Here is a 19520-nt window from a genome sequence, read left to right on the forward strand (position 1 = left end):
ATTATATTAAAAGAAAAAATGAAAAAAGATAAAAACGAAAATTACATGACTCACAGAACTCCAGCCGACATGCATGGCGATGGTGTATATTTTAATGAAGACCTTTTGGCTAAAAAACGCCAAAAAGAACTTCAAAAACAAAAAATTGCTAAAAAAGAGTCTAATTAGTCTTTTATCTGAGGTGCATTTTTAATTTGATTCACACCATATTTATCAAACAAATATACGAGTGACGTCATTGTGGCTGCACCCAATTCTAATTCACGTTTATTAACTGCATCGAATGTATCATTAGAGGCATGATGATAATCGAAATAACGTTGAGAATCAGGTCTTAAACCCGCTAAAACTATGTTGTCATTCTTAAGCGGACCAATATCTGCACCGCTGTATCCTTTTTCGAAAAAATGGATAAGATAAGGCTTAAATAAACTACGCCACTGCTCTATTTGAGCTAAATTAGCATCACTACAATCAAAACTAAAACCTCTTGGGGTAAATCCACCTGAATCGCTTTCTAAAGCAAAAATGTGATTTTCACCTTTTTCTTTGGCAACCTCGGCGTATTTACGACCACCACGAAGACCATTTTCTTCATTCATAAATAATACAACACGGATGCTTCGCTTTGGTTTTATTCCGCTTTCTTTTAGTAATCGCAAAACTTCCATAGATTGTACAACACCTGCACCATCATCATGTGAACCATCACCCAAATCCCAAGAATCTAAATGCCCGCCAACGACCATATATTCATCTGGAAATTCACTTCCTGTAATTTCACCAATAACATTGTACGATAAAACATCATCGTATTGTTTACAGCTTTGTTTGAAATAAAATTCTGGGTTTGCTCCGCTTGCAATTATTTCCGAAAGCTTTTTAGCATCATTAGTACTTATCGCTGCTGAAGGAATACGTTTATCTTCTGGCAAGTCTAAATAACCCATACTTCCTGTATGAGGAAAATCGTCCTGGCGTAAATTTAATGACCTTACAATAACACCAACAGCACCTAATTTTGAAGCTTCATAAGCACCAGCATAACGTTGCTTTGAGCAACCACCATAAGCCTCAAACGTATTGATTAAATCGGCTTGCATTGCACCATTGAAAAATACTATTTTGCCTTTTACGTTTTCTTCTCCAAGCTCAGCAAGCTCTTCAAAACTTTTGACCTCAACAACTTTGGCTTGTAAACCTTTATCAGAAGTTGCTGTTGAACCACCGAGTGCGCAAATATTAACTTCATATTTTTTTCCATTTGCCATAAAATAACCAACTTCTTTTTCGCCTCTTACCCATTTTGGCACCATAACTTCTTGTAACCAAACTTTATCAAGCCCTAACTTTTCTAATTCAGCTTTTGTATATTCTACAGCTTTTTGAGCATTCAATGACCCTGATAATCTACCACCGATTTCGTTAGACAAATGGTCTAGCCAAGCGTAGCTTTGCCCATTGGTTAAGGATTGTTTGTAGATGTTTTTTAATGTTGCGGCATCGTCTTGAGCAAAAAGTGAAATGCTTAAAAACGTAAAAAAAGTGGCTGCTATTCTATTCATTTTCTAATTGGGATTTATATAATTCTATATTTTCTTTTTCTTCATTTGGCATGACTGGCTCAACGATATCTTTGTATTCTTTTAGCGTATCGTACAAGATTTTTGCAACGATATATCGCGCGGTTGGCTTGTTATCTGCGGGAATATTAAACCATGGTGCATGGTCTTTGGAAGTGTTGTTTAACGCATCTTCGTAACAGTCTTGATATTTGTCCCAAAGTTTGCGCTCTTTTAAATCCCCAGCTTCAAATTTCCAGTTTTTATCTGGCTTGTTTAAGCGACGTAACAGTCTGTTTTTTTGCTCGTCCTTTGATAAATTTAAAAAGAACTTAAAAATAATTGTTCCATTATCTGCAATGTGTTTTTCAAAATTATTTATTTCTTGAAAACGACGTTGCCAAAAATCATCGGTAACATCTTCTACTGACTGGATATCTGGCATATTCTCGTACATTAAGTAATTGGGATGCACACGTGTTACAAGTATATTTTCGTAATGTGTACGATTAAAAATTCCAAATTTTCCACGTGCTGGTAGAGCCAAATAATGACGCCATAGGTAATCGTGTTTTAACTCTAAATCGGTTGGTTTTTTAAAGCTGTGTGCTTCAATTCCTCTAACATTAAATTCTTTAAAAACCTCTCTTATTAAGCTATCCTTCCCTGCAGTATCCATACCTTGAATACACATTAAAACCGAATATTTACCATGCGCATACATGGTATTTTGAATATCAGCAAGCTTTTTACTGAGCTTATTCATTTTCTTTTCAATGACTTTCTCTTCCTCTTCTAAATTATACTTAGTGGTAAGCTCATTGATTTTAATTGGTGCTGAAATTCTAAATTCGTCTATGGTAATCTCTTTCATATGGATAAGATTTTCTTTTTTGTAGTCTATTATGCCTTAAATATAATGCAATTATAAATGAGCATAAAGTTATTTTACAGCATTAAGATAAAATTTCAGGTCTATGTGCAGTACGTCGAATATTTACTTATAAAATTGTTTGACTTTCTAATTTTAGTATTTTCGTTTTAACCTCAAACTAAACCTACAAATAATGAAAAAACACTACCTACTTATCCCATTACTATTATTATTCTTTTTTTCTAACGCCCAAGAAGATGTGCACGTCACTCTAGGAAAATGTAGACGTAACGCTGTATCTGGACACAAAGCTTTTAATCTCGGTAACTTAAAATACTACGCTAGACGTTCTAAATCGGCTATTGACCAATTGGTTAAAAACTCTGAATTCATAGATTGTAACACCGCATTTGACTTATCGCAAAGTGTAGTTATTCACCTAGAATCTGCATTACTAACCGAAGATTTTGCAACAGCAAAAGCACATCTTATTAAAGTTGAAGAAACCAGCACTGAAATTTTTAATGCATTTAATCTTTGTACTAATAATGAAATTGAGACCGTTTCAATAGTTGAAGTTTCAGAAAGTGTTAATCTATCTGAAATAGAGCAACAACAAGCACTGTTAAAACAGCAACAAGAAGTATTAGAACAAAAAGAACGTGAACTAAAACTAAAATTAGCAGAACAAAACAAAAAGAAATTAGAATTAAAGAAACAAAGCTTTATAACTACTAACCAAAAGGTTATTGAAACAAATACAAAAGCCTACAATAATTCCCTGAAGGCCTGCGAATGCAATGCTACCTTAAAATATAATACTGAAGAAATCTCAAGTTTGCTAAATAAAACTCTTGACGACCTCAAAGACTTTTATCTAAGTAAAACTATAGAAATGACAGAAGATTATATGGCTCTTCTTAATGAATGCAAATTAAAATAGAGCTCTGTACATCACTTCTATTTTGATGCAAAAGATTTAACATCGGTTTCACTAACTTCTTTTTCACCAAGAATAATTAAACGTTCTACAACGTTACGCAACTCTCGTATATTACCAGTCCAATCGTAATCTTGAAGTAATTTTATGGCTTTATCCGAGAAGGTTTTGCTTGCCGTACCCTGCTCTTCTGAAATTTTCTTAGCAAAATGATTGACTAATAGTGGAATATCTTCTCGTCTGTCGTTTAAGGCAGGGACTTCAATCAAAATCACAGCTAAACGATGATATAAATCCTCACGGAATTTGCCGTCTTCAATCTCCTTTTTCAGGTTTTTGTTTGTAGCGGCTACAACTCTAACATCCACTTTTATATCCTTATCACTCCCCACACGTTGAATACGACTTTCTTGAAGTGCACGTAATACTTTTGCTTGGGCAGATAAGCTCATATCGCCAATTTCATCAAGAAAAATGGTACCGCCATTGGCCGCTTCAAACTTACCTGCTCGGTCTTTTGCTGCAGATGTAAAAGCGCCTTTTACGTGACCAAATAATTCGCTTTCAATTAATTCGCTAGGAATTGCCGCACAATTAACCTCAATCATTGGGCCTTTACTGCGTTCACTTTTTTGATGTAACCAATGTGCGACTAACTCTTTACCCGTTCCGTTTGGTCCAGTGACTAAAACACGAGCATCAGTTGGCGCTACTTTATCTATCATTTCTTTAATACGACCAATGGCTGGACTATCTCCAATCATCTCGTATTTTTTGGACACTTTCTTTTTTAAGCGTTTGTTCTCAACCACCAGTTCTTTTCGGTCTAAAGCAATACGTACTGTATTTAATAAACGGTTTAAATCTGGTGGTTTAGAGATATAATCAAAAGCGCCCAAACGCATTGTATTTACAGCAGTATCCAAGTCGCCATGGCCAGAAATCATAACTACTGGAGTTTCTGGTTTTATCTTTTTTACAGCTTCGAGTACTTCAACACCATCCATCTTTGGCATTTTAATATCGCAAAGCACAAGGTCGTAATCTTTCTTTTTTATCATTTCTACACCAGCGAGGCCATCTTCAGCTTCTTCAACTGAATAGGTATCACTCTCTTCAGAAAGAATTTTTACTAATACACGGCGAATAGCCGCTTCATCTTCAATAATTAAAATATGTTGCATACTATATTTTGAATTTTATTCCTGTTCTAAGATAAAAAGCATTTCTCTGATTTAATTGAAAAATATTGTCTCTATCTTCATTTCTAAGAATATTGTTAAGCCTGAATGTATATCCAGAGTATAAATAAGCTACTAGATTATCTGTAAAGCAATATTCGTACCCAAGTCCTCCTACGGCTACAGATAAAGATATATTTGATGCTTCTTTCCCATTAATGACAATGGGACTCTGAAGATTAGCAAAATAACCATCAAGAGAAGTAAATAGCTGTAGAATACTGCTATCGTTAAAATAATACTTGAGATTAGATTTTGGAACCCCAGCACTAAATGACCAATTTTTATTAATCCTCCTAAAGTAATTGACAAATGGTAAGGGAAATGGAATTCCCGCTGTTGTGTTATAAGTCAATCCTAATACTAATCTATAAGGTCTTTTTAAATCGTCTGCTTTAGTTCTGTCTTTAATGTAAAATACGCCTCCATTAAGAAACACATCATCCATAGTCACCGTACCATTTAGTGTAGAGGCAATACGTGGATTGATTTTAAAACCTAGTCTTGTATTTTCTCCTGTTTTAAAAGTGTAACCTAGATTTAAATCAATAATATTCAATGCGCTTAATTCTTCAGTATTAAAGGGGTAGTCTTCTTCAAGATTTAGTAATATTCGATTATATTCTGCTCCGACAACAAGGTAATTTTCCTCTCCAACCTTTATTGGATAATTTAATAAAGCTCTTAGCCTTGTATACTGGTCTTCAGAATTACTACTAGGTATAAATGAATATTCTAAACGTGCTAAATCTGTAAGTTGAGCTGTAGCATTATTACATGCAAAAACACAAATAATGAATACAAAAAGTGAATAACGAAAATCTGACTTTAGCTGCATTATTTACCTTGCTTAATATGTATATCTCTCTGCGGAAATGGAATTGAAATATTATTCTCTGCAAATAGCTTGTTAATAGCAAATCGGATATCACTTTTTGGAATAGCGCCAATAAAACTATCATCTAATGTGAAGATTAATCTAAAATTTAAAGAGCTATCACCAAAATTTGTAAACAAAACTAAAGGCTCTGGAAAATCTAAAACAGACTCATGACTCTTAGCTGCCTCTATCAATAACTTTTTTACTAATTCTACATCGCTCCCATAAGCAACGCCAACCTCAACACTTTCTCTTGTAAGGGTTCCATTTTGTGTCCAATTGTAAAGTGTATTTGTTAAGTATAGATGGTTTGGAATAACAAGAACTTTATTATCTATAGTTACTGCACGTGTAGTTCTCAATTTTATTTCTTCAACTCGCCCAACTTTTCCGTCTATTTCAATAATATCTCCAACGTGTACAGATTGGTCTATGAGGATAAATACTCCAGAAATAATATCCTGAAAAAATGTTTGAAGAGCCAAACCAACACCAATTAATAATGCTGCCGATGCTGCAAAAACAGCGTTAAGGTTAATTCCTATTGAATCTAATGTAACTAAAAGAATAACTAGATAAACTAACCATCTAAAATAACCAAAGACCACCTGAAACTTACCTGTATCATGTTCTGGTATTTTGCGCGTAAAAATCTTGTAAACAATTCTTAGAAAAATAGTCGTTACAAAAATTACAGTAACAAGAATCAATAAATCCATAACAGATATTGATATCTCTTTAGTTAAGTCTACATGTAAATCTAGAAATGACCTAATATTTTCCCAAACGCTACTTTCGGTAATTGCTTCTTCTATTTTATCTAAATCCTGAAACTTCATTCCTTAATATTTTATCCATTTAAATATTTCTTTATAGCTAGGTTTCTTACCATACATTAAGATTCCTACGCGGTAGATTTTTGCAGCAAACCAAACGGTAAACATAAAAGTACCTACAAGCAATAATAAACTAACTAATTGCTGCCATAACGGAACTCCAAAAGGTATGCGCATAAGCATAACAACTGGAGATGTAAAAGGTACAAAAGAAAAAACGGTTGAGACTGTTCCGTGCGGGTCGTCAATTACAGTGAACACACCTACATAAACAGCTAAAATTAATGGCATTAATATAGGTAACATAAATTGTTGCGTATCAGTTTCGTTATCAACTGCTGCACCTACTGCGGCATATAAAGAGCTGTACAATAAATAACCGCTAATAAAAAACAATAAGAAAGCTATAATAAGGTTTGCGAGCGGTAAGTTTTGAAAGGATTGTACTGCTAAATTAATTTCGTTTTGCATTGCAGGATTTTCCATAGCCTGCTGAACAATCTCTTGTTGTTGCCCTTGAGCTGCTGATAAATCCACACCAAAAACCATACTCACAACTGTAGTAAGAATACCCAAAAGAATAATCCAAATGGCAAATTGAGTAACACCCGCTAAGGATGTACCAATAATTTTACCCATCATGAGCTGGATTGGCTTTACTGAAGATATAATAACCTCAATGATTCGGCTTGTTTTCTCTTCAATAATACTTCGCATAATCATGTTACCGTAAATAATGATAAACATGAATAATAAATACCCTGCTATTCCACCAAAGGCTAACTTGAAAATATTATCAATCTTTGAACTCTTTTGTCCATCGAAACTTTCTTGTGATATACTTATGTTAGCTCTAGAGTTTTCAATTTGGTCAATATCTAAACCATTAGAAATGAGTTTTAATTCCCTGAGCTTTCGTTCAATCTTGTTTTCTAAACTAGACATAATGGTCAAAGAAGGAGACTCTTCAGAATAGAAACTCACAGATTTAGAAACAGCTTCTAAATCTCCATTACCTACATAAAGGAGTCCGTATTGCTCTTCTTTTTTTACAAAAGATTTTGCATCCTCTAATGCTGTTCCGTTAATGTAATTATAAGTTGTATTCTCTGTGTTCTCAAAGACATCTTTAAAGAGTCCAGATTCATCTAAGATTGAAATGGTCCTTTTTTTATCATTATTTAGTTGTGCCAAATAAGCAACAACACTGATAAGTGCCACCATAATAAGTGGACTTAAAAATGTCATTATAATAAAAGATTTATTTCTAACCTTATTTAGATATTCGCGTTTTATGATGAGTGGTAGATGATTCATTCCTTAATTATTTTTTACGGTTTGAATAAAAATATCACTAGCCGAGGGAATCACTTCTACAAAATGATGTACCTCTGCTTTAGATGTTAAAAACGACAATAAATCGTTGGGCGAAGTTTCTGGGGTAATCTTTACATTCAGCTTAACATCATCATAGACATTTTTGAAGGTTGCTGGTAAAACTTCAAACTTATCTTTAATCTCATTAATAACAGATTCGCTATTGTTAGATTGTAAACCAACTTCGAAAGTGTTAGATTTAAACTGACGTTTAATGTCAACTAAGTTTCCATCCAAAACTTTATTAGACTTGTGAATTAAAGCAATATGGTCGCATAACTCTTCTACAGATTCCATACGATGTGTAGAGAAAATCACTGTTGCGCCTTCTTCTCTAAGTTTTAAAATTTCGTCTTTAATAAGATTAGCATTTATAGGGTCAAAACCAGAAAAGGGTTCATCAAAAATTAGCAACTTAGGTCTATGCAGTACAGTAACTACAAATTGAATTTTTTGTGCCTGGCCTTTACTTAATTCTTGTATTTTCTTATTCCACCAATCTCCAATTTCAAATTTATCGAACCATAATTTCAATTGCTTTTTAGCATCAGCCTTAGACATTCCCTTAAGTTGTGCCAAATAAAGTGCCTGCTCTCCTACTTTCATAGACTTATACAATCCGCGCTCCTCTGGTAAATAACCAATATCTCTGATATGCTCTGGCTGTAAAGGCTGATTATCAAGTAGAACCCTACCTTCATCAGGCATAGTTATTTGATTAATGATTCGGATTAATGTGGTTTTTCCAGCGCCATTAGGACCAAGTAACCCAAATATACTTCCTTTGGGTACTGCAATAGATACATTATTAAGGGCTCTGAAATCTCCAAAATTTTTGGAAACAGATTCAGCTACCAACAATTTACTCATACGTAATGATTCAATTTTTCTTAGAAGCGTAAATATATTAAATGTTAAACGGAATAATAAGATTAAAACCACATATGTTAATCCTATTAAAAGTTAAACAAAATGAGACAAAAGGAGTTGTAAATCAGAGTAAGACTATAAAAATGAATTAAAAAAACTGAAATAAGATATATGAGAACCTGAAACAAGTTCAGGTCAAGAAAACAAAACCCACCCTTATAATTAAATAAGGATGGGAAAAAATTGCTATGAAAAAGAAAAATTACCGCTAATTAGCATTAGCGATAATTCAAATATACTCTTTTTTATGATATTGAAGTATATTTTAAGAAAACATATCCTTTACTTTTTCGAAAAAGGATTTGTCTCCACTTTCAGGTTTTGGCTGAAAATGTTCATCTTCTCGCATACTTTCAAAAAATTCTTTTTGTTTTTTGTTTAAGGTTTTTGGAGTCCACACATTAACGTGAACTAGTAAATCTCCTTTTCCATATCCATTAATACTAGGTATCCCTTTTCCTCTTAAACGTAAAATTTTACCAGACTGAACACCTGGCTCAATTTTGATACGCACTTTTCCTGTTACTGTATCAATCTCTGTTGATGAGCCCAATACAGCATCGGGTAAACTTACATACAAATCGTAATGTAAATTATCGCCTTCGCGCTTTAATGTTGGATGGTCTTCTTCTTGGATAGCTACTAATAGGTCTCCCGAAATTCCATTACCAGGAGCTGCATTACCTTTTCCAGTAACTTTTAGCTGCATACCATCTACAACACCAGCAGGTATTTTTACACTAACAGTTTCTTCTTTAGCAACTAAACCTTGTGCATCAGCTTCAGAAGGTTTTTTATCTAGACTTTGACCAGCGCCTCCACAGGTAGGGCAAGCCGTAGCAGTTTGCATACGCCCTAAAATGGTATTAGTCACACGTGTAACTTGACCTTGGCCATTACATGTACTACAGGTTTTATAAGTAACTCCTTCTGCTTGAACTTTACGCTTTACTTTTATCTTCTTCTCAACACCATTTGCAATGTCTTCTAGAGTAAGCTTTACTCGAATACGAAGGTTACTACCTTTAACCACTCGACGTCCGCCGCCACCAAAACCACTGAAACCACCACCGCCGAAAGCACCACCGAAGATATCACCAAACTGGCTAAATATGTCGTCCATATTCATACCACCACCGCCAAAGCCACCACCTTCAAAAGCTTGGTGACCAAATTGGTCATATTTGGCACGTTTATCTTCGTTACCTAAAACTTCGTAAGCTTCAGCTGCTTTTTTGAATTTTTCTTCAGCTTCTTTATCATCCGGATTTTTATCTGGATGGTATTTTAAAGCCATTTTTCTGTAGGCCTTCTTTATCTCCGCTGCAGATGCGCTTTTGCTAACACCTAATATGTCGTAAAAATCTTCTTTCATCACTTAATTATTGTCCGATAACCACTTTTGGAAAACGAATGACTTTATCTCCTAGCTTATAACCGCGTTCTACAACATCGATGATTTTCCCTTTTAAATCTTCACTAGGAGCAGGTATTTGTGTAACAGCTTCGTGGTCGTCTGCATTGAAATCATCACCTTTATTAACTTCGATTTTTGATAAACCTTTTTGCTCTAGTGTGTTAATTAATTTGTTATAAATTAACAAAACCCCTTTACGCAATTCTTCAGCTTCTTTATCTTCTTCGATATGCATCAAGGCACGTTCAAAATCATCAAGTACTGGAAGCATAGCTACCATGAGGTCTTGACTTGCTGTTTTAAATAGCTCAATACGTTCTTTAGTTGTACGCTTCTTATAATTTTCAAACTCTGCAAACAAACGCATAAATTTGTCTTTTTCTGCTGCGAGTTCGTCTTGTAATTGTTCTTCAGGTGATTTTTTTTCTTCCACCTTATTTTCTTCAACAGTCTCTGTTGTTGTAGCTTCAACTTGAGGCTCTTCTACCTCTTGGTTTTTATCTTTTTTGCCCATTGTTTTAGACTAATTTTTAAATCTTCGATTTAGAGATGGCAAAAGTACTGCCAATATTCAGAAAATGTCAAAATGTCACAGCTTTTTTTTACTTCGGTTTATTTCATAAAAAAACACCTACTTTTCAGCAGGTGTCTCTCTTCTTCATAGCAGTTTTTCCTAATCTAACTATTTAGGCATTACTACTGTGTCAATTACGTGAATTACACCATTACTCGCCTTTACATCTGTTGCCACTATTTCACTGTAATTACCGTTTTGGTCTTTCAACCAGATTTTTCCGTCTTTAGACATCACAGTTAATACTTGTCCGTTAAGTCCTTTGACCTCTACCTTTCCGTTGTTCTTTTTTAATGCTGCAACCACATCACTAGCCATCAATTTAGCTGGTACTACATGGTATGTTAACACATTAGCTAAAGCTTTTTTGTTTTCTGGCTTTAGCAAGTTTCCTAATGCTTCTTTGTCAATCTTATCAAAAGCTGCGTTTGTTGGTGCAAATACAGTAAAAGGACCATCTCCTTGAAGAGCGGATACTAAATCTGCAGCTTTTAATGCCGTTACTAATGTTGAGAAATCTTTATTTCCTACTGCAACGTCTACAATTGTTTTTTGAGCTGTAGCTGCAGTGCTAAATGTTAATGCTGCTACCATACTAAAAATAAATACTACCTTTTTCATAATTTTTGTTTTAAGGGTTATTAGTTAAATGTTTTAGGCACATTTTTTTCGTTTTGATGTGCTTTCATTTATATTTACACAACACTATTTGCCTTGGATGAGCAGATGGATATATTTGGCAAATCTTTAACATTAATGCAAGACAACGCACTTCTTATTAAACAACTACAAGCTAATGACGAGCGTGCGTTATCTAAACTCTACGATAATTATTCTGGTGCACTTTATAGCGTGATTCTTAAAATGATTAAAGATGAAGGCATTGCTCAAGACCTTTTACAGGAAACATTTATAACTATATGGGATAAATCCCATCAGTATAGTGCAGAAAAAGGACGCTTTTACACTTGGGCTTACCGCATAGCGAAAAATAAAGTGTTAAATTTTATAAGAAAACGCGATATACTCATCCAAAAAGAAGATTTAAGTGTATATAGAATTGAGGAAGAACCTGTGAAATTTGAGAATGAATTTCTAAAGCTGAAAGGTGCTGTAAGTCAATTAGAAGAGCACCATCAAAAAGCAATAGAATTAGTATATTTTAATGGTTTAACGCATCGAGAAGCACATGAAGAAATGGAGGTTCCTCTAGGAACATTTAAGTCTTACATACAACAGGCTTTAAAAAAACTAAAAGCTAATTATGGTGGTGCATTAACGGTATTGTTTATGATGTTGAAATAGAAGATGAAGATGACAAAAGAGAACATATTAAAAGAAGGGATATTAGAACAATACGTTCTAGGCGAACTCAGTGCTACAGAAGAGCAAGCTATTGAGCAACTTCGTATGTCTGATAAAAACATTGCTTCGGAACTTGAGGTTATTGAAACAAATTTTGAAAAAATAGGTCTCGAGAATGCTATTGCTCCACCTGTTGGGGTTAAAGTAAACCTTCTTACTAAGGTTAGCAACTCTAATGAATCAGTTGAAGAAAAACCTAACTCTTATAAATTCTGGCTAGGTATAGCTGCAAGTTTTGCTGCATTTTTCCTACTCAGTTCTATTTGGTTGTACTCTGAATTGAATAGTGTAAAACAAGATTTTGAAATTGTAAATCAAACAAAAGAAGCGCTACAAGAAGATTTGGAAGGCTTAACTGAAAATTATAACGAAACCAACAAATGGTACGCCGCTATTTCTAATCCTGATACAGAGCAATATATTTTGAGGGGAAATATTAAATCTCCAGAAGCAAAAATTGTGAGCTACGTCAACCACACCAATAAAATTGTAATAGTAAATACTGAAAAACTTCCTGAGCTCGACCAAGACCATGATTACCAAATGTGGGCAGATGTAAATGGCGAAATGATAAACATGGGCGTTATCTCTAAAGATAAGCAGTTAATGGTGATGAATTATATCGATAATGCCGAATCACTCAATATTACTATTGAACCAGCAGGCGGAAACGACCACCCAACGGTTGAGCGTTTAATTTCTAATGTGTATTTAGATTAAGTAAGGTTCTCGATATTATTTTCTAACAGGAAAATCACCTGAACAATCGACGACGTTTATTTTATTCTACCTTTGTGGCAAACACGAATAGATGTCATTCAAAGACTTACCATTAAATAAACCATTATTACGTGCTGTTGCCGAATCGGGTTATACCGAACCCACATTAATTCAGCAACGATGCATTCCGCATATCATTGAGAAGAAAGACGTGGTAGCTTCTGCACAAACAGGAACCGGTAAAACGGCAGCTTTTGCCTTACCCATTTTACAATTGTTGTTTGATAAGCAAGACGCACCAAAGCGTGGCAAAAAAATCCGTGCACTAGTAGTAAGTCCAACTAGGGAATTAGCTGTACAGATAAATGAAAACTTTAAAACTTACGCAAAACATACAAATTTAAGGTCAACAGTTATATTTGGTGGCACTTCAATAGAACCACAAATTGACGTTTTGAAGAAAGGCGTTGACATCTTAATTGCCACACCTGGACGCTTATTGGACTTACACAAACAGGATTATGTAAATCTCGATTATATTGAAACTTTAGTTCTCGATGAAGCCGATTTAATGCTAGATATGGGCTTTATTGACGATGTAAAAAAGATTGAACGTTTGTGCCCTGAAGATAGACAGACACTTTTATTCTCAGCTACAATTCCGTATAAGGTAGAACAATTGGCAAATTCTATTTTAAAAGAGCCAATACGTGTAGATGTGACGCCATCTAAATCCGTGGCAACTGCCATTAATCAGGTGTTGTATTATGTGCCAAAACGCAATAAAATGGAATTGTGTTTACATCTATTACGAAACACAGTAAAAGGCAATATCCTCATATTTAGACGTACTAAATTTGGTGTGGATAAGCTTGAAAAAACTCTACAAAAAAACGGTTATAAAGTCGACAGTATTCATGGTGATAAAAACCAAAGCGATAGACAAACCGCTTTAAATAAATTCAAAAATGGCTATGTAAAAATACTGATAGCTACTGACGTTGCCGCTCGTGGGATTGACATAAATGAACTCGATTCTGTTATTAATTTTGACATGCCAAACGTACCAGATACTTACGTGCACAGAATTGGACGTACAGGTCGTGCTGGAAATGTCGGTACTGCATATTCATTGTGTTCTGCAGATGAAAAGAGTTATGTGAAGACAATACAAGAATCAATAAATATTCAAATTCCTGTTGAAGAAAATCATCCTTATCCCTTAGACCCAAAGGCGAAACCAATTGTGCACAAAAAGAAAGGTAGTAAGTACAAAAAAGGACGTAAAGGCGAAGGGTCTAAAAAGAAAAAGAAACGATGGTATTAATTTTTAGACCGCTGGCGCTGTTAGAGGTTAGACTGCTTCGCTTTTAGAACGCTTTGCTGTTAGATTTTAAAATGAGAGATTAGACATCAGAAAATCAATAGTCTGAATGTAATCTCTCATTTCTATTCTCTATCTTCAATTTTCATCTACTCAAACGTCATTTCGAATAACAAATAATGCTTTATCCCAAATTTACTTCCCCAGTTCTCTAAGTCTTTACCTGCTGTACCAACTTCGCACCATGATTTTGACCCATCTTCGCGTTCATATGGTAAAATGTAAGCCAGTAGATAAAACGGCTCATTATACTGAATGTCTAAATTGCTTTCATCCGCAATGTTGCGTAAGCTGTAATCTTTAGATTTTGTGGCTTTAAATTCTTTGTTTGTGCTAAAACGAGGAAACTTGAATTTCATCTGCAGTTTGTTATCAACGTGCTTTGCCAAAATTCTCATCTTAAGCTCTCCCTTTTTTAAAGTTGCAAATTGCGGAACGCCTAAGTTTTTACTGTCAACAACTACAGATTCTGATTTTACTTTACCATTCCAGATTTCCTTAACGGTAATTTTATAAGCTTTCCCTTTTAACTCTTCACCTTCAAAATTTATTTTCATATAGTCGATGCCTTCAAAATCTAGGATATCGCTTAACTCATAATTATCGGATGAATAATCTGTAGTCATTTTTAAGCCTGAAGGCGCTTTAATCTCTACTAACTCTTCTTGACTTTGTTGTGCTGTTAAACTGCTGAAGCAAATTAATGCAACAGCCAATACTTGTAATTTTCTCATGATTTATTTATTTATTGTTTTGATTGAATCCTCGTGTGTGTAGATGATGCCATGTACAATATCGAAGTAAATATCTCCCGACAACGCTTCACCTGGATGTGGGTCTCTGGTTATCATGGTATACTTTTTACCTGTTTTTGTAGGCTGAAGGTTTGCCACAAAATTCTGACCAATTATATTCTTAGTGTTATTTCCAATGACTTTCATACTATGATTTGCCTTTGGATAAAACAGATGGATTTTAGAATATTCAGAAAATAAATTGAAACGTTCAAAATTTGTAGACCAATTGTAAAACCAATATTCGCTATTAAAATCCGTGATTTTGGTTAGTTTACCAATTTCACCGATTTTTATTTTTGAAAATTCGGATTTGATTTCTGTTTGCGAAATGGAAGCTATATTAGAATCATAGACACTTTTTAGATTATACGTGCCTCCTACAATGCTTTCTGCATCAAAAGATAGTACATTGTCTAGCTTTATATTATTGTATAAATTCCTTAACTCTTCAACATTCAATTTTCCTTTGGTTTGGTTAATTGATAATTCGTTTTGTATTTCTCCTCCGAAGTATATGTTTGAATTTTCGGCATTAATATTCAATCTAATAAATGGTGGTATTTTAATAATAAACTTACTCTTCATGATATCAACTCTTTTACTACTCACTTCATTAAACATATTATTTCTACCATTTCCTTTGAAGAAGGTAAAATGTTGTAAAAACTGCTCTGGATTTGGTGTTCTATTTCTTTGGATAACTTTTAATAATGAATCTTTAGAAATTCTAACAACACTATCATTATTCGTTTTGGTTTTAATAGATGTGTTACTTGGTTTAAAAAGCAGTTTATCCTCATTGTCCACTGAATAATTAATGAGTTGTATTGCTTTGTTACTATTAACCTCGAGGGTTATATGGTTATTGGATTGTGCCGTTTTAATACTAATCTTTTCCAAAGTCTCTGCTATCTGCTTTCTTGAATACCCTTTAAACTCCAAGGCATAATTTAAATGTAGTTTACCATCATTAGACTCCTCAATTCTTACCGTCGTATTTTTAAAATTGAAAACTACACTCATATCTTTTGTTGCAGGAATGGATTTCTTAAGAATATTCCTGTAGTCAAAGTCTTGACTATACAAGCATACCGATGTGATGAATATCAGTAAAAAGGTGAGTAGCTTTTTCATAATGTTCGTGGTTTTTGATTTAATATTTTGATGTGCTCTTGGATGTCTTTAAGAAGTTGTAAACGAATTTGCAAATTCTGTATTAAGCTTTCTACAACAGCTATATTGTTAGTGTCATTTTTAAATGCTATTGATATCTCTTTGTAATCTTCATCCAAATCCAATAGACGTTTTTCGTAGCGCTTTACCAAAACTGAATCTGTGGCAATAGCTTTAAAATTCTGCCATTCGGATTCAATGTTTGCCAGATATTCTTTTTCTACTTGAGCAACTTGTGCAACTAACGGGTTTTCTTCAACTCCTGATTTGTGGAGAGTAAAAAAGCCCACAGTTAATGCAATAACAACTACTGCTGCTATTCGCAGAAATAGATAGTTAGATTTGTTAGACTCATTAGATTTTTCAGAATTTAACTTTTCTAAAAATTCTTTGCGATGGTTTCTTGGTAACTCGTGTTTGGTGTCTTCAACCTCATTTTTAAATAATTCTCTAATATCTCGCTTCATTATATCTTGTTTTTAGTAAATCTTGTAATTGTTGTTTGGCGCGTCGTAATTGTGTTCTAGATGTTTTGATTTTGATGTCTAAAATCTCCGAAATTTCTTCGTGGTCGTAACCTTCAATCAAGTAAAGTGTTATGACTAATCGGTATTTTTCTGGCAATTGGGCAATAGCTTCAACAATTTGGGTTTTGGATATTGAGGTTTCAAACTGCCAATTGCTATCATCTACAATTTGAAGATTATCGGTTTCTAAAGACTCGGTTTCAAATTTATTTTTTCTAATAACATCTATACATTGGTTAATGATTATTCGTTTTAACCAAACACCAAATGTGGATGTCTCCGTATAATTGTCAATATTTAAAAATGCTTTTAAAAAACCTTCTTGCATAGCATCTTTAGCATCATCAGCATTATTTAAATACCTATATGCTACATTATACATAGCCTCACAATAACTATCATACACTTGCATCTGAGCTTTTTGGTCGCCGTGTTTGCAAGCATTGATAAGTTGATTGGTTTTTTTTTGCATTTGGTTTGTTAGGTTCTCTACTTCTAAAAACGAGAAAAAATCATAAGAGTTTCAAAATGAATTAAAAAAATAGACATTTAATCTGAATATGATTAATTTTAAACGCTAATAAACCTTAACCAATGAGTAAAGACTACAATAATCCTGCGTTTAAGAAGCTTTTAGAAAAATTGCAAGAAGAAAGTTGGCAATTAGAGTTACTGATTTCTGGTTTTGCAATTTTTGGGCTTTTTACAGCTTACGAGCCAATCTCAATATATCTAAAAGAGTCGGTAGCAACTGGTCAAGAATACAAAAGAGCCATATTTACTGTTGCTAAAATTTCGTGCATCATATTAATATTTAGTCTTTTAATCCACGTTCTATTAAGAGGCCTATGGATTGGCGCCTTAGGTCTTCGATATGTTTCAGGAGAAATTGATTATGAAGAACTAAACTATAGTGAAAAGTTTACAAAATATCTAAAAAAAAGAGTTGGATCTTTTGATAAATATATTGCTACTTTAGAAAACTACTGCAGTATTATTTTTGCCGCTTCCTTTCTTTTAATTTTCTATGTTCTTGCCATGACATTTATCATTTTAACCATTGGTTTTATTGGTAATAATATCATTAGCAGCGATTGGCTTCCAGAGTGGTTAGCATTAGGTTTTGGAATACCATTTATGATATTTGTTAACATAGGAATGATTCTAACATTTATAGATTATATAACACAAGGTTTTTTGAAAAAAAAGAAATGGCTTTCAAAAATTTATTTTCCGTTTTACTGGATATTTAGCTTTATTACGCTATCCTTTTTATACCGCCCTATAGTTTACAATTTTTTAGATAATAAATTTGGGAGACGCTTTAGCATGCTGTTATTTCCTCTTTTTATAGGTATTGCTATTTCTTTTTCACTTCAATATAACTTTTCAAATTATTTTAGCACTGAAAATAGGTCTAATGAATATATCTCTAACAGTAAAAATTATGAAGATTTACTTGATAGCAATTCTGGATTTGTTGACAATGTAGTTATTCAATCTAAGGTTATAAAAGACAGTTATATTAAAATTTTTATCCCCTACTCTGAACGCATTGAAAATAGAATCTTCTCTTTTAACACAGGCTTAAAACCTAAAAAAGATATCCGCGGATTAGACACTGATATTATTACGTTTAACGACAATGCAGTTAATAGAGATAGCCTGCGACGAGAATACCTATCTACTTTTAATAAAATATATTATACTAAAATAGATACTACAGTTGTAAAATCGGATTTTATCGTTAGTCATACTAAAAAGAGAACTTTAGGTTTTGAAACATTCATACCTACTAGTGGACTATCTGAAGGCAAACATACAGTAGAATTTAAGAGAAAAGGACTGAACAGAGATAATGATACAATATATTACAGCATTGTTAAAATCCCTTTTTGGTATTATCCAGACTAAAACTGCAATCGTTTATCGACATATGTTTTTAGTAAAGAAATTTGAAATCCTACCATTACTGTAATAGCTATCACTGCATAAATTAATGTCTGCGAGATATTAAAGTCAAATTCTTTTAATGGATTGAAACTTATTTGTGATAAGTTGAGAAGTTCTGATAATCTTGAGGTTGACTCACTTTTATCTAAAAATGCATAAATCACAAGGGAAACAAGAGCAAATCCAATAATATACCAAACCCATTTAGAAATTAATGGTTTGTAAACGGTAGCTTCAGATTTTACCTTTAGTTGCTTTAAAACTTGGTTTGTAAAGTCTGATGATGGCTTTTCTAATGCATCATTTGCCATTAATTGGTCTACAAAAGCTTCTAGTTCTTTATCATTAGGCTCCATAACTTCTTGTATTTTCTAGTTTTAAATGCTTTTCTAAAATTACTGCTAATTTTTTTCTGGCTCTAAATAGTTTCACTTTTATTGTATTGGCTGACACCTCTATAACCTCTGATATTTCATCTAAAGATAACTCTTCAAAATAAAATAGTGTTAATAAATAACTGTCTTCACTAGGCAACATATTTATACATTGCTTAATTAAGTTAGTTTTTTCAGCCTTAATCATTCCTTCAAGAGCATTATCTACCGTTTCTAATTTATTTATAGTATATGAATCTATAGATATATCGTTTTGATGTTTTTTATTCTTTTTTATAGTATCTAAACAGGTATTATACGTCACCCTATAAATCCATGTAGAGAACTTAGAATCGCCCTTAAACTTATCTAAAGATTTATATACTTTAACAAAAGCATCTTGAGCCACTTCCTCTGCTTCTTCTCTATTCTTCAACATACGCAACGCTAAAGTAAAGACCAAGTCTTTATAACGGTCTACCAATTGCCCATAAGCATTATGGTCTCCATCTATGATTAGCGCTATAAGTTGATTGTCGTTAGTGGTCATTTTTATTTAAGACGACTATAATCTGAATTAGGTTACAGAATTAAAA

General features: G+C 33.4%; 22 protein-coding genes. 6 read left to right on the forward strand and 16 right to left on the reverse strand.

The window, feature by feature from the left end; genetic code table 11:
* Nucleotides 1–18: 18 nt before the first annotated feature.
* On the forward strand, nt 19–168 hold the full coding sequence (locus tag BUB95_RS14265; RefSeq protein ID WP_159432625.1) for a hypothetical protein: 150 nt from the start codon (nt 19–21) through the stop codon (nt 166–168).
* On the opposite strand, the gene BUB95_RS00870 is transcribed toward BUB95_RS14265, so the two are convergent.
* Nucleotides 165–1565, reverse strand: coding sequence for a M20/M25/M40 family metallo-hydrolase (locus tag BUB95_RS00870; RefSeq protein ID WP_073081768.1), 1401 nt, complete (start codon nt 1563–1565; stop codon nt 165–167). The genes BUB95_RS14265 and BUB95_RS00870 overlap by 4 nt on opposite strands.
* Nucleotides 1558–2436, reverse strand: a complete 879-nt coding sequence (locus BUB95_RS00875; RefSeq protein WP_073081771.1) for a PPK2 family polyphosphate kinase — start codon at nt 2434–2436, stop codon at nt 1558–1560. Before BUB95_RS00875 ends, BUB95_RS00870 begins: the two co-directional genes overlap by 8 nt.
* A gap of 193 nt (nt 2437–2629) precedes the next feature.
* On the opposite strand from BUB95_RS00875, the gene BUB95_RS00880 reads away from it, so the two are divergent.
* Entirely contained in the window at nt 2630–3379 is a 750-nt protein-coding gene (locus BUB95_RS00880; RefSeq protein WP_073081774.1) for a hypothetical protein, read from the forward strand.
* A 17-nt stretch (nt 3380–3396) separates the two neighbouring features.
* On the opposite strand, the gene BUB95_RS00885 is transcribed toward BUB95_RS00880, so the two are convergent.
* The 8 genes from BUB95_RS00885 to BUB95_RS00920 all read right to left on the reverse strand — a co-directional run bounded on the left by BUB95_RS00885 (nt 3397) and on the right by BUB95_RS00920 (nt 11252).
* Nucleotides 3397–4560: a sigma-54-dependent transcriptional regulator gene (locus tag BUB95_RS00885; RefSeq protein ID WP_073081777.1), complete on the reverse strand. Its 1164-nt coding sequence runs from the start codon at nt 4558–4560 to the stop codon at nt 3397–3399.
* Nucleotide 4561: 1 nt separating this feature from the next.
* A complete protein-coding gene (locus BUB95_RS00890; protein ID WP_234969225.1) occupies nt 4562–5455 on the reverse strand; it encodes a DUF6268 family outer membrane beta-barrel protein in 894 nt (297 codons plus the stop codon).
* Entirely contained in the window at nt 5455–6336 is an 882-nt protein-coding gene (locus BUB95_RS00895) for a mechanosensitive ion channel family protein (RefSeq protein WP_073081780.1), read from the reverse strand. Before BUB95_RS00895 ends, BUB95_RS00890 begins: the two co-directional genes overlap by 1 nt.
* Nucleotides 6337–6339: 3 nt before the next feature.
* Entirely contained in the window at nt 6340–7650 is a 1311-nt protein-coding gene (locus tag BUB95_RS00900) for an ABC transporter permease (RefSeq protein WP_073081783.1), read from the reverse strand.
* A 3-nt stretch (nt 7651–7653) separates the two neighbouring features.
* Complete coding sequence (locus tag BUB95_RS00905) at nt 7654–8580, reverse strand: ABC transporter ATP-binding protein (RefSeq protein ID WP_073081786.1); 927 nt, start codon at nt 8578–8580, stop codon at nt 7654–7656.
* 325 nt (nt 8581–8905) lie between these two features.
* Complete coding sequence (dnaJ, locus tag BUB95_RS00910; RefSeq protein WP_073081789.1) at nt 8906–10015, reverse strand: molecular chaperone DnaJ; 1110 nt, start codon at nt 10013–10015, stop codon at nt 8906–8908.
* A gap of 7 nt (nt 10016–10022) precedes the next feature.
* Nucleotides 10023–10571, reverse strand: coding sequence for a nucleotide exchange factor GrpE (locus tag BUB95_RS00915; RefSeq protein ID WP_073081792.1), 549 nt, complete (start codon nt 10569–10571; stop codon nt 10023–10025).
* A 168-nt stretch (nt 10572–10739) separates the two neighbouring features.
* Nucleotides 10740–11252 (reverse strand): fasciclin domain-containing protein, encoded by a 513-nt coding sequence (locus tag BUB95_RS00920; RefSeq protein ID WP_073081795.1) that lies wholly within the window; start codon nt 11250–11252, stop codon nt 10740–10742.
* Nucleotides 11253–11387: 135 nt separating this feature from the next.
* On the opposite strand from BUB95_RS00920, the gene BUB95_RS00925 reads away from it, so the two are divergent.
* The 3 genes from BUB95_RS00925 to BUB95_RS00935 all read left to right on the forward strand — a co-directional run bounded on the left by BUB95_RS00925 (nt 11388) and on the right by BUB95_RS00935 (nt 14043).
* Nucleotides 11388–11936 (forward strand): RNA polymerase sigma factor, encoded by a 549-nt coding sequence (locus BUB95_RS00925; protein ID WP_073084996.1) that lies wholly within the window; start codon nt 11388–11390, stop codon nt 11934–11936.
* A 9-nt stretch (nt 11937–11945) separates the two neighbouring features.
* A complete protein-coding gene (locus BUB95_RS00930) occupies nt 11946–12716 on the forward strand; it encodes an anti-sigma factor (protein WP_073081798.1) in 771 nt (256 codons plus the stop codon).
* 91 nt (nt 12717–12807) lie between these two features.
* Nucleotides 12808–14043, forward strand: a complete 1236-nt coding sequence (locus BUB95_RS00935; protein WP_073081801.1) for a DEAD/DEAH box helicase — start codon at nt 12808–12810, stop codon at nt 14041–14043.
* A 146-nt stretch (nt 14044–14189) separates the two neighbouring features.
* Here the strand turns inward: BUB95_RS00935 and BUB95_RS00940 are convergent, their stop codons facing one another.
* Genes BUB95_RS00940 through BUB95_RS00955 form a run of 4 tightly spaced genes read right to left on the reverse strand, consistent with a single transcriptional unit; the run spans nt 14190 to nt 17069 of the window.
* Nucleotides 14190–14834, reverse strand: a complete 645-nt coding sequence (locus BUB95_RS00940; protein WP_073081804.1) for a hypothetical protein — start codon at nt 14832–14834, stop codon at nt 14190–14192.
* Between the two features lie 3 nt (nt 14835–14837).
* Nucleotides 14838–16031: a hypothetical protein gene (locus BUB95_RS00945; RefSeq protein ID WP_143185546.1), complete on the reverse strand. Its 1194-nt coding sequence runs from the start codon at nt 16029–16031 to the stop codon at nt 14838–14840.
* Entirely contained in the window at nt 16028–16537 is a 510-nt protein-coding gene (locus BUB95_RS00950; protein WP_073081809.1) for a hypothetical protein, read from the reverse strand. The genes BUB95_RS00945 and BUB95_RS00950 overlap by 4 nt, the downstream gene beginning before the upstream one ends.
* Entirely contained in the window at nt 16521–17069 is a 549-nt protein-coding gene (locus BUB95_RS00955; RefSeq protein WP_073081812.1) for an RNA polymerase sigma factor, read from the reverse strand. The genes BUB95_RS00950 and BUB95_RS00955 overlap by 17 nt, the downstream gene beginning before the upstream one ends.
* Before the next feature lie 122 nt (nt 17070–17191).
* On the opposite strand from BUB95_RS00955, the gene BUB95_RS00960 reads away from it, so the two are divergent.
* Complete coding sequence (locus BUB95_RS00960; RefSeq protein WP_073081815.1) at nt 17192–18511, forward strand: hypothetical protein; 1320 nt, start codon at nt 17192–17194, stop codon at nt 18509–18511.
* Here BUB95_RS00960 and BUB95_RS00965 read toward each other — a convergent pair.
* Together BUB95_RS00965 and BUB95_RS00970 are read right to left on the reverse strand one after the other, a co-directional pair.
* Entirely contained in the window at nt 18508–18906 is a 399-nt protein-coding gene (locus BUB95_RS00965) for a hypothetical protein (RefSeq protein WP_073081818.1), read from the reverse strand. The genes BUB95_RS00960 and BUB95_RS00965 overlap by 4 nt on opposite strands.
* On the reverse strand, nt 18896–19474 hold the full coding sequence (locus BUB95_RS00970; protein ID WP_073081821.1) for an RNA polymerase sigma factor: 579 nt from the start codon (nt 19472–19474) through the stop codon (nt 18896–18898). The genes BUB95_RS00965 and BUB95_RS00970 overlap by 11 nt, the downstream gene beginning before the upstream one ends.
* Nucleotides 19475–19520 lie beyond the last annotated feature (46 nt).

Source organism: Winogradskyella jejuensis (assembly GCF_900129745.1).
Lineage (GTDB): Bacteria > Bacteroidota > Bacteroidia > Flavobacteriales > Flavobacteriaceae > Winogradskyella > Winogradskyella jejuensis.

What these genes read in the sequence shown, in the direction of transcription:
- BUB95_RS14265 (WP_159432625.1), top strand. Translation starts at nt 19, where the DNA reads ATGAAAAAAGATAAAAACGAAAATTACATGACTCACAGAACTCCAGCC.
- BUB95_RS00870 (WP_073081768.1), bottom strand. Translation starts at nt 1,565, where the DNA reads ATGAATAGAATAGCAGCCACTTTTTTTACGTTTTTAAGCATTTCACTT.
- BUB95_RS00875 (WP_073081771.1), bottom strand. Translation starts at nt 2,436, where the DNA reads ATGAAAGAGATTACCATAGACGAATTTAGAATTTCAGCACCAATTAAA.
- BUB95_RS00880 (WP_073081774.1), top strand. Translation starts at nt 2,630, where the DNA reads ATGAAAAAACACTACCTACTTATCCCATTACTATTATTATTCTTTTTT.
- BUB95_RS00885 (WP_073081777.1), bottom strand. Translation starts at nt 4,560, where the DNA reads ATGCAACATATTTTAATTATTGAAGATGAAGCGGCTATTCGCCGTGTA.
- BUB95_RS00890 (WP_234969225.1), bottom strand. Translation starts at nt 5,455, where the DNA reads ATGCAGCTAAAGTCAGATTTTCGTTATTCACTTTTTGTATTCATTATT.
- BUB95_RS00895 (WP_073081780.1), bottom strand. Translation starts at nt 6,336, where the DNA reads ATGAAGTTTCAGGATTTAGATAAAATAGAAGAAGCAATTACCGAAAGT.
- BUB95_RS00900 (WP_073081783.1), bottom strand. Translation starts at nt 7,650, where the DNA reads ATGAATCATCTACCACTCATCATAAAACGCGAATATCTAAATAAGGTT.
- BUB95_RS00905 (WP_073081786.1), bottom strand. Translation starts at nt 8,580, where the DNA reads ATGAGTAAATTGTTGGTAGCTGAATCTGTTTCCAAAAATTTTGGAGAT.
- dnaJ (WP_073081789.1), bottom strand. Translation starts at nt 10,015, where the DNA reads ATGAAAGAAGATTTTTACGACATATTAGGTGTTAGCAAAAGCGCATCT.
- BUB95_RS00915 (WP_073081792.1), bottom strand. Translation starts at nt 10,571, where the DNA reads ATGGGCAAAAAAGATAAAAACCAAGAGGTAGAAGAGCCTCAAGTTGAA.
- BUB95_RS00920 (WP_073081795.1), bottom strand. Translation starts at nt 11,252, where the DNA reads ATGAAAAAGGTAGTATTTATTTTTAGTATGGTAGCAGCATTAACATTT.
- BUB95_RS00925 (WP_073084996.1), top strand. Translation starts at nt 11,388, where the DNA reads ATGCAAGACAACGCACTTCTTATTAAACAACTACAAGCTAATGACGAG.
- BUB95_RS00930 (WP_073081798.1), top strand. Translation starts at nt 11,946, where the DNA reads ATGACAAAAGAGAACATATTAAAAGAAGGGATATTAGAACAATACGTT.
- BUB95_RS00935 (WP_073081801.1), top strand. Translation starts at nt 12,808, where the DNA reads ATGTCATTCAAAGACTTACCATTAAATAAACCATTATTACGTGCTGTT.
- BUB95_RS00940 (WP_073081804.1), bottom strand. Translation starts at nt 14,834, where the DNA reads ATGAGAAAATTACAAGTATTGGCTGTTGCATTAATTTGCTTCAGCAGT.
- BUB95_RS00945 (WP_143185546.1), bottom strand. Translation starts at nt 16,031, where the DNA reads ATGAAAAAGCTACTCACCTTTTTACTGATATTCATCACATCGGTATGC.
- BUB95_RS00950 (WP_073081809.1), bottom strand. Translation starts at nt 16,537, where the DNA reads ATGAAGCGAGATATTAGAGAATTATTTAAAAATGAGGTTGAAGACACC.
- BUB95_RS00955 (WP_073081812.1), bottom strand. Translation starts at nt 17,069, where the DNA reads ATGCAAAAAAAAACCAATCAACTTATCAATGCTTGCAAACACGGCGAC.
- BUB95_RS00960 (WP_073081815.1), top strand. Translation starts at nt 17,192, where the DNA reads ATGAGTAAAGACTACAATAATCCTGCGTTTAAGAAGCTTTTAGAAAAA.
- BUB95_RS00965 (WP_073081818.1), bottom strand. Translation starts at nt 18,906, where the DNA reads ATGGAGCCTAATGATAAAGAACTAGAAGCTTTTGTAGACCAATTAATG.
- BUB95_RS00970 (WP_073081821.1), bottom strand. Translation starts at nt 19,474, where the DNA reads ATGACCACTAACGACAATCAACTTATAGCGCTAATCATAGATGGAGAC.